The 8,137-nt window shown below is 73.9% G+C and carries 10 protein-coding genes; 7 read left to right on the forward strand and 3 right to left on the reverse strand.

Annotated elements, in window-relative coordinates:
• Positions 1-29: 29 nt before the first annotated feature.
• Genes hisH through hisF form a run of 4 tightly spaced genes read left to right on the forward strand, consistent with a single transcriptional unit; the run spans position 30 to position 2,608 of the window.
• Positions 30-665: an imidazole glycerol phosphate synthase subunit HisH gene (gene hisH / locus AB0D08_RS29345; protein WP_033824736.1), complete on the forward strand. Its 636-nt coding sequence runs from the start codon at positions 30-32 to the stop codon at positions 663-665.
• A 19-nt stretch (positions 666-684) separates the two neighbouring features.
• On the forward strand, positions 685-1,410 hold the full coding sequence (priA, locus tag AB0D08_RS29350) for a bifunctional 1-(5-phosphoribosyl)-5-((5-phosphoribosylamino)methylideneamino)imidazole-4-carboxamide isomerase/phosphoribosylanthranilate isomerase PriA (RefSeq protein ID WP_359893063.1): 726 nt from the start codon (positions 685-687) through the stop codon (positions 1,408-1,410).
• Positions 1,407-1,841, forward strand: coding sequence for a RidA family protein (locus AB0D08_RS29355; RefSeq protein WP_033824738.1), 435 nt, complete (start codon positions 1,407-1,409; stop codon positions 1,839-1,841). Before priA ends, AB0D08_RS29355 begins: the two co-directional genes overlap by 4 nt.
• Positions 1,838-2,608 carry an imidazole glycerol phosphate synthase subunit HisF gene (hisF, locus tag AB0D08_RS29360; RefSeq protein WP_033824739.1) on the forward strand — a complete coding sequence of 257 codons (771 nt, stop codon included), beginning with the start codon at positions 1,838-1,840 and terminating at the stop codon, positions 2,606-2,608. The genes AB0D08_RS29355 and hisF overlap by 4 nt, the downstream gene beginning before the upstream one ends.
• Positions 2,609-2,742: 134 nt before the next feature.
• Here hisF and AB0D08_RS29365 read toward each other — a convergent pair whose 3' ends face one another.
• Complete coding sequence (locus AB0D08_RS29365) at positions 2,743-3,516, reverse strand: VOC family protein (protein WP_359893067.1); 774 nt, start codon at positions 3,514-3,516, stop codon at positions 2,743-2,745.
• A 115-nt stretch (positions 3,517-3,631) separates the two neighbouring features.
• The gene (locus tag AB0D08_RS29370; protein ID WP_033821669.1) at positions 3,632-4,288 is read right to left on the reverse strand and encodes a TIGR03085 family metal-binding protein; all 657 of its coding nucleotides are present in this window, start codon (positions 4,286-4,288) and stop codon (positions 3,632-3,634) included.
• 141 nt (positions 4,289-4,429) lie between these two features.
• On the opposite strand from AB0D08_RS29370, the gene AB0D08_RS29375 reads away from it, so the two are divergent.
• The gene (locus AB0D08_RS29375) at positions 4,430-5,122 is read left to right on the forward strand and encodes an ester cyclase (RefSeq protein ID WP_033821670.1); all 693 of its coding nucleotides are present in this window, start codon (positions 4,430-4,432) and stop codon (positions 5,120-5,122) included.
• A gap of 35 nt (positions 5,123-5,157) precedes the next feature.
• On the opposite strand, the gene AB0D08_RS29380 is transcribed toward AB0D08_RS29375, so the two are convergent.
• Complete coding sequence (locus AB0D08_RS29380; protein ID WP_033821671.1) at positions 5,158-5,700, reverse strand: hypothetical protein; 543 nt, start codon at positions 5,698-5,700, stop codon at positions 5,158-5,160.
• Between the two features lie 260 nt (positions 5,701-5,960).
• On the opposite strand from AB0D08_RS29380, the gene AB0D08_RS29385 reads away from it, so the two are divergent.
• Positions 5,961-6,254, forward strand: a complete 294-nt coding sequence (locus AB0D08_RS29385) for a hypothetical protein (RefSeq protein ID WP_158515541.1) — start codon at positions 5,961-5,963, stop codon at positions 6,252-6,254.
• A complete protein-coding gene (locus tag AB0D08_RS29390) occupies positions 6,251-8,077 on the forward strand; it encodes a hypothetical protein (RefSeq protein WP_033821673.1) in 1,827 nt (608 codons plus the stop codon). The genes AB0D08_RS29385 and AB0D08_RS29390 overlap by 4 nt, the downstream gene beginning before the upstream one ends.
• Positions 8,078-8,137: the final 60 nt, after the last annotated feature.

The following is an 8,137-nucleotide window of genomic DNA, read 5'->3' on the forward strand; positions in this document are numbered from 1 at the left end:
GCCAGCGACGGAAGAGACTAGAGAACCTGATGGCCAAGAACGTCGTCGTCCTCGACTACGGCTCCGGCAACCTGCGTTCCGCCCAGCGCGCCGTCGAGCGCACCGGCGCGGACGTCACCGTGACCTCCGACTTCCAGACCGCCCTCAACGCCGACGGCCTGCTCGTCCCCGGCGTAGGCGCCTTCGAGGCCTGCATGCGCGGCCTCAAGGCGGTCCGCGGCGATGTGATCATCGGCCGCCGGCTCGCCGGCGGCCGCCCGGTGCTCGGCATCTGCGTCGGCATGCAGATCCTCTTCGAGCGGGGCGTCGAGCACGGCGTGGAGAGCGCCGGCTGCGACGAGTGGCCCGGCACCGTCGAGCCGCTGGACGCGCCGATCGTCCCGCACATGGGCTGGAACACCGTGGACGTCCCCGCGGGCAGCCGGATGTTCGCCGGACTCGACCCCCAGGAACGCTTCTACTTCGTGCACTCCTACGGGGTGCGCACCTGGGAGCTGCAGGTCACCAACGAGTCCATCGCCGCCCCGCTGGTCAGCTGGACCACCCACGGGCAGCCGTTCGTCGCGGCGGTGGAGAACGGACCGCTGTGGGCCACCCAGTTCCACCCCGAGAAGTCCGGCGACGCCGGCGCCGCCCTGCTGACCAACTGGGTCAACACCCTCTGAGCCAGGAGCCTTTCCACCGATGAGCCGCCTCGAACTCCTCCCCGCCGTCGACGTCCGCGACGGCCAGGCCGTGCGCCTGGTCAAGGGCGCCTCCGGCACCGAGACCTCCTTCGGCGAGCCGCTCGCCGCCGCGCTCGCCTGGCAGCACGCCGGCGCCGAGTGGCTGCACCTGGTCGACCTGGACGCCGCCTTCGGCACCGGCTCCAACCGCGAGCTGCTGGCCGAGGTCACCGGCCGCCTCGACATCAAGGTCGAGCTCTCCGGCGGCATCCGCGACGACGCCTCGCTGGCCGCCACCCTCGCCACCGGCTGCACCCGGGTCAACCTCGGCACCGCCGCCCTGGAGACCCCGGAGTGGGTCGCCAAGGTGATCGCCGAGCACGGGGACAAGATCGCGGTCGGCCTGGACGTGGTCGGCACCACCCTGCGCGGCCGCGGCTGGACCCGCGACGGCGGCGACCTCTACGAGGTGCTCGCCCGGCTCGACTCCGAGGGCTGCGCCCGCTACGTGGTCACCGACGTCAACCGCGACGGCACCCTGACCGGCCCCAACCTGGAGCTGCTGCGCAACGTCTGCGCCGCGACCGACCGGCCCGTGGTCGCCTCCGGCGGGGTCTCCTCGCTGGACGACCTGCGGGCCATCGCCACCCTGGTGCCCGAAGGTGTCGAGGGTTCGATTGTGGGCAAGGCCCTCTACGAGCAGAAGTTCACCCTCGAAGAGGCCCTGGAGGCTGTGTCCCGATGACCGATACCCCGGCCGCGCCGCGTTCGCACCGAGTCTCCGGCTTCTCTCCCTGGGAGGAGCAGTTCGGATTCTCCCGGGCCGTCGCGGTCGGGGACACCGTCCTCGTCGCCGGGACCACCGCCTTCGAGAACGGCATGGTCCACCACGAGGGCGACCCGTACAACCAGACCCTGGCCGCCTTCGAGGTGGCGTTCAAGGCGCTCGCGGAGTACGGGCTTTCGGCCGCCGACGTGGTCCGCACCCGGATGTACCTGACCCACGTCCGGGACTGCGACGAGGCCGGCCGCGCACACAAGCAGCTGTTCGACACGGTCCGCCCGGTCGCCACCATGGTCGTGGTCGAGGGCCTGATCGACTCCCGGATGATGGTCGAGGTCGAGATCGAGGCCTACCGTCCCGGGCTGGCAACCTCCTTGGAAGGCACGCAGTGACCCTCGCCGTACGAGTCATCCCCTGTCTGGACGTCGACGCCGGACGGGTCGTCAAGGGCGTCAACTTCCAGAACCTGCGCGACGCCGGCGACCCGGTCGAACTCGCCAAGCTCTACGACGCCCAGGGCGCCGACGAGTTGACCTTCCTGGACATCACCGCCTCCTCCGGCGACCGGGCCACCACCTACGACGTGGTCCGCCGCACCGCCGAGCAGGTCTTCATCCCGCTCACCGTCGGCGGCGGCGTACGGACCACCGACGACGTCGACAAGCTGCTGCGGGCCGGCGCCGACAAGGTCGGCGTCAACACCGCCGCGATCAGCCGGCCCGAGCTGATCCGGGAGATCGCCGAGCGGTTCGGCCGGCAGGTGCTGGTGCTGTCGGTGGACGCCCGCCGCTGCCCCGAGGGCACGGTGACCCCCTCCGGCTTCGAGGTGACCACCCACGGCGGACGCCGGGGCACCGGCCTGGACGCGATCGAGTGGGCGGTGCGCGCGGCCGAGCTGGGCGCGGGCGAGATCCTGCTCAACTCGATGGACGCGGACGGCACCAAGGACGGCTACGACCTGGAACTGATCCGGGCCGCCCGCAAGGCCGTCTCGATCCCGGTGATCGCCTCCGGCGGCGCCGGCAAGCTCGCCGACTTCGCCCCGGCCGTCGACGCCGGCGCGGACGCGGTGCTCGCCGCCAGCGTCTTCCACTTCGGCGACCTGACGATCGGCGAGGTCAAGCAGTCCCTCCGCGAAACGGGCCACCCCGTCCGCTGACCCACCCCGGGGCCGGGCCGCCCCCTCTGGGGGCACGCCCCCAGGGGCGCGGGGAACTGCGCGAACCCGGAAGGATCCAGCCGGTACCTCCCGGTCCCCGCAGGGCCCGCTCCCCCCAGGCCCCCGCCCGCCCGTCACATCCGCGGATCCGGCCGCAGCACCGCGAACGCCGCCCCGAACGGATCCTTCAGGACGGCGAGCCGCCCCGCGCCGGGCACGTCCGCCGCGGCCACCACCACCGAGCCGCCGCCCGCGGTGGCCGCGGCCACCACCGCGTCCGGGTCCTCGGTCGCGAAGTACGGCAGCCAGCCGGGGGACAGCTCGGCGTGCAGCGGCGCCGCGCCGCCGAACCCGGCCTCCTGCTGGTCACCGTCCGCGGTGGACAGCACCACGTAGTCGCTCGATCCCTCGAACTCCTGGGTGCGCCAGCCGAACACGCCCCGGTAGAAGGCGAGCGCCCGCGGGACGTCGGCGCTGTGCAGTTCGGCCCAGACGAAGCTGCCCGGGGCACCGACCTCGTCCAGCCCCTTGGTCCTGGCCGGCTGCCAGACGGCGAACTGCCCCCCGGTCGGGTCGGTGAACGCCGCCATCCGCCCGGCGTCGAAGACGTCGCCCGGAGCCATCCGGACCGTGCCGCCGCCCTGCTCGACGCCCTTGGCGGTGGCGTCCGCGTCGGGCGTCAGGAAGTAGAGCGTCCACGCCGACACCGCGCCCGGCTCGGTCAGCGGCCCGAGTGCGGCGACCGTCCGTCCGCCCTGCTGGAAGAAGCCGTAGCCGCCGGCCTGCGGACCGGCCGAGGCGAAGGACCAGCCGAAGACCGCGCCGTAGAAGGCGGCGGCGGCCCCGGGGTCCGGACTGCCGAGGTCCAGCCAGTTGGGCGAGCCGGTCCGGAAGTCGGTGGTGACCATGTGCGGTGCTCCTTCGGGCCAGGCCGGGGCCGCGCGTCACCGCTGTGACGCAGGACACGTCCCCGGTCGCTGTCAGGCTGGCACACCCCACTGACAATCCGGCGGGACCCGCCGGTCACGGCAGCGGCAGTACCCCCGCGAGCAGCGCCACCGCCTGCGGCGCGCCCTCCGCCTCGACGGCCGCCCGGGCGCCGCGCCCGAAGGCGAACAGCATCAGCTCGGCGCTCTCGCCGCGTACCCGTACCGTCGGCCCGGTCCGGTGCGGGACGGCCGCCGTCCGGCCGTCCGGCCGCTCGAACTCCAGCCGTACCGGCAGCCGCACCCCGGCCCCGAACCGGGCGACCGCCGGCAGCCGCCGCCACAGCGCCTCGGCGAGCCCCGGTTCGATCGGAGGCCCGTCGTCCTGTGCCGGGTCCCAGCCGTCGGCCGCCCGCCGGACGTCCTCGGCGTGGACGAAGTACTCGACCAGGTTGGCGGCCTCGTCCGCCCCCGGCAGCGCGAACGGCGACAGCCGCGGCGGGCCCGCCCGGAAGGTGCGCAGCAGTTCCTCGTACGGCCTGGCGGCGATCGAGGCCTGCACCCGCGCGTTCCACCCGGCCAGCGGCCGCAGCCGGATCCCGGCCGCCGCGTCCGGCCGGTGTTCGCGCAGCACCAGGTGCGCGGCCAGCTCCCTGGTCCGCCAGCCGCCACAGAGCGTCGCCGCCCCGGGACCCGCCGCCGCCAGCAGCGAGGCCAGCCGTTCCCGTTCCACCCGTGCATAGGTCGTCGCCATGCCGCCCACCCTAGGGCCGGGTGCCGCCCGCAGGGCAGGCCCCGGTCCCTGCCTTGTGATGGCCGGGGGCCGGGAGGAGAGTGGGAGGCAGCGCGATCCGCGGACGCAGGCAGTCAGGGGGTGTGATCGGGAGGTTCCGCGATGACCTTTCTACAGATCGTCGAGTGCCGGACGGAGCAGCCGGACCAGCTCAACCGGCTGATGGACGACTGGATCGAGCAGACCGCGGGCCGCCGCACGGCGACCCACGCGACGGTCGGCACCGACCGGGCGGACGCGAAGCACATCGTCGAGATCGTCGAGTTCCCGTCGTACGAGGCGGCGATGCGCAACTCCGTCCTGCCGGAGACCGACCGGATCTTCCGGGAGATGGTGGCGCTCTGCGAGGAGCCGCCCACCTTCACCGACCTCGACGTGATGCGCGAGGACCAGCTCAACATGGCGACGGTCCGCCGGCTGCTGGTCGACACCGCGGCGGGCGACATGTCGGCGATCGACGAGCTGATGGCCCCGGACTACCGTGACCACGACCCGTCGATGGCCGGCGACACCGTGGGCCCGGCGGCCGTCAAGGAGATGATCGAGGGCTACCGGAGGTCCTTCGACTTCACCTTCGACATCCAGGGCCAGCTCGCCGACGGCGACCAGGTGGCCACCCGCTGGATGTGGCGAGGCACCCACACCGGCGAGTTCATGGGGATGCCGGCCAGCGGCAAGACCATCGAGGCGGCCGGGATGACGATGTTCCGGTTCGAGGACGGCAGGGTGAAGGAAGGCTGGTGGTCCTGGGACTCGGTCGGCATGATGCGGCAGATGGGCATGATGCCCGAGTGACCGGCCCGGTACGGGCGCTCGGAGCTGACCGGCGGTCAGTGCAGGCTGCCGGTCAGCTTCCTGCCGCCCTGCCGGTCGCTGGCGGTCAGGGTGCAGGTCGCGTCGTGCATGCCCTGCTGGTAGTAGGCCAGGTAGGGGCCGAGCGGGAACCCGTAGTACGGGCCGCCGCCGCCCTGCCGCTGCTGCCACTCGGCCAGCGGCGCCGCGCACAGCTCGCGCAGGGCGCGGCCGATCTGGGTGTCGCTGGTGAGCCCGTCCGGCAGCACCACGTTGACGATGGCCTCGCCGTCGTGCGGCTGCGCGCACGGCCGCTCCTCGGCCCGGGTCACGGTGGTGCTCAGCTGCGGGTGGTCCAGGCAGGTGCCCGGCAGGAAGTAGGGGTATGGGAGCACCTTCGCGGGGCTCGGTGAGGGGCTGTCCGCCGGGCTCGACGCCGGGGGCGGCGGGGGAGCGGCGGCCTTCTTCTTCGCGTCCGGCCACAGCCAGAGCGCGGCCGCGGCCACCAGGGCCAGGGCCACCAGCGCGATGACGGCCGTCCTGACGCGGCGTGGCGGCCGGGCCGGTGTCTGGCTCTCCATCAGGACTGCTCCCCTCGTTCGCCCCGCGGCGCCGACCGGTCGCCGCCAGGGTGGGCGACCATTCTCGCGGTGCGGCGCGGGCGACGCCACGGGTTCGGTGACGCGAGGGTCCGCCGGTGGCTGACGCGGCTCCGTCGGAGGCTGACGCAGGGTCGGCCCGAGGTCCCCCTCGGTGACCGGACCCGATGGCATGTCAGTACGATGAGCCGCTCATCACCGGAAGAAGAAAGGCATCTGCCATGGGGGACAGCGGGTTTCGGGTGGATCCCGAAGCTATCGGTAGATACGCGTCAACCGTCACCGACCAGGTCGAGCAGCTCGACCAGATCCAGGCGGCGGTATCCGGCATCACCATCTCGGCGAGCGCCTTCGGCCACCTGCCCAACGCCCAGAACCTGGCGCACACCTACCAGGAGCACGCCTCCGCGGGTCGGCAGAACGTCGCCGACCTGGTCCAGGCGCTGGCCGGCACGGCGGACGGGCTCGCCTACACGGCACAGAACTACGCCGAGCACGATCGCATGATCAGCTCGGGTCTCGGGGGCGGCCAGTGAGCAGGCACCCGGGTTCGCACTCACCCTCCCACGGGCCGTCGCACCCCGCCGGCTCCTCGCACACCCCGTCGGCGCCCACCACCCGGGTCCCGCCGCCGCCCGCACATCCGCCGGCGCCCGCCCACACCCCGCCGCAGACCCCGGAGCCCACCCACCGCCCGGCCGGCCAGGCCGACGACGAGGGCGGCACCCCGGACCACCGTCCCGCCCGGCCAGGCACGGAGGAGCCGGCCGGCGGCACCGGCCACCGGGACGGCACCACCCCGCGCGGCGACACCACCGGGGACGGCGCCGGGGACACCACCCCGGGCGACGGCGACCCGGGCGCCGACGGTCCGGCCGAGCCCTGGTACGTGGGCATGGGCCGGTCGGCCGGCGAGGCGGCCGGGGCGCAGCTCGGCGACAAGGCGGGCGAGTGGGCCGGCAACAAGATCTTCGGCAGCCCCGAGGAGGGCGCCGGGGAGGCCGGGGGTGAGCCCGGCGGTTACGGCGAGGGCGCCTACGGCGAGCCCGGTGCTTACGGCGAGCCCGGCGCTTACGGCGAGCCCGGTGGTTACGGCGAGGGCGCGTACGGCGACGGCGGCTCCTACGGCGGGCCCGGCGGCTACGGCGCGGGCGTCGGCGCCGTGGGAGGTGCCGTCGCCGGTGACCGGTCGGCCTACGGTTCCGCCGGACCGTACCCGGGCGCCATACCGGGTGCGCTGCTGCCGGCGGGGAGCGGGGCGTACGGCTGGGCGCAGGCGCAGCCGGCCGCGCCGATGGCCCCGCTGGAGCCCGCGGCCCACCCGTCCCGCGGCGGCCTCGGCGGTGCGCTGGACGAGGCGGTCGAGTGGGCGCTGGAGAAGTCCGGTCTGATGCACATGCTGGAGAAGGTCACCGGTGACCTCGACCAGCTGAACGCCGCGGCCGAGGAGTGGCAGGCCCAGGCGAAGGCCGTCCAGATGGTGGCCGAGGAGCTGCGTTCCGGCGCCGTCTCGCTGTCCGGCGCCTGGCAGGGGTCCGCCTCGGACGCCTTCGGACGCCACATGGGCGAGGTGGCCGAGGCGCTCGACGCCACCGCCGAGGAGATGCTGCAGACCGCGCAGATCATCAACTCGGCCGCGCAGGAGTGCGCGATGGCCGAGGGCATGGTCATCGAGATCATCAGCGAGGCGATCGAGGTGCTGATCGCCTCGCTGGCCGCGGAGGCCGTGGTCGCGGTCCTCACGCTCGGCATCGGCCTGGTCGTGGACGCCCTGATCACCGAGGCGGAGATCGCGGTCTTCGTCGCCCGGGTGGCCCGGGTCTCCACCGAGCTGGCCACCAACCTGGAGAAGCTGCTCAAGGCGCTCAAGGAGCTCGGCACGGCCGTCAAGGCGGTCAGGAACATCCGGACCGCCAGGACCGCGCTGTCGGAGCTCAAGAACGTCCGCACCGCCGCCCAGGGCCTGCGGGACTTCGAGGAGGGCGGCGAGGGCCTGGGGAAGCTGGGCAAGGAGGCCTGGCAGAACCGGTCGCTGTCCGGGGTCGGCGACGGCCTCAAGGACTTCGCCGCCCGGCAGGCCGTCAAGCAGGGCGACAACTTCGTCACCGGCAAGGCCGAGGACGGTCTGCGATCGGCGCTGGGCATCGAGGACGACGACCCGGTGCAGCGCGGCGAGCTCTCCGGCGGCGGGCTCGGCCGGGCGGCCGGCCAGTCCGCCTGGGCGGTGGCGAAGGAGGGCCTGACCGGCGAGACCAACAAGAACGCCGTCGAGGGCGAACTGCTGCACGACGTCGGCCTCGCGCACGACCCCGCTCCGTACCGGGTGGACCGCGCCCGGATCGAGCAGGCCTTCGGCTGACCTGACCCTGGCCCTGGCCCGGCACGGCCGGCCGACCCGGACCCCGCGGTCCGGGTCGGC

It is taken from the genome of Kitasatospora sp. NPDC048540 (assembly GCF_040651175.1).
Taxonomy (GTDB): domain Bacteria; phylum Actinomycetota; class Actinomycetes; order Streptomycetales; family Streptomycetaceae; genus Kitasatospora.

What these genes read in the sequence shown, in the direction of transcription:
- hisH (WP_033824736.1), top strand. Translation starts at nt 30, where the DNA reads ATGGCCAAGAACGTCGTCGTCCTCGACTACGGCTCCGGCAACCTGCGT.
- priA (WP_359893063.1), top strand. Translation starts at nt 685, where the DNA reads ATGAGCCGCCTCGAACTCCTCCCCGCCGTCGACGTCCGCGACGGCCAG.
- AB0D08_RS29355 (WP_033824738.1), top strand. Translation starts at nt 1,407, where the DNA reads ATGACCGATACCCCGGCCGCGCCGCGTTCGCACCGAGTCTCCGGCTTC.
- AB0D08_RS29365 (WP_359893067.1), bottom strand. Translation starts at nt 3,516, where the DNA reads ATGGTCACCACCGACTTCCGGACCGGCTCGCCCAACTGGCTGGACCTC.
- AB0D08_RS29370 (WP_033821669.1), bottom strand. Translation starts at nt 4,288, where the DNA reads ATGGCGACGACCTATGCACGGGTGGAACGGGAACGGCTGGCCTCGCTG.
- AB0D08_RS29375 (WP_033821670.1), top strand. Translation starts at nt 4,430, where the DNA reads ATGACCTTTCTACAGATCGTCGAGTGCCGGACGGAGCAGCCGGACCAG.
- AB0D08_RS29380 (WP_033821671.1), bottom strand. Translation starts at nt 5,700, where the DNA reads ATGGAGAGCCAGACACCGGCCCGGCCGCCACGCCGCGTCAGGACGGCC.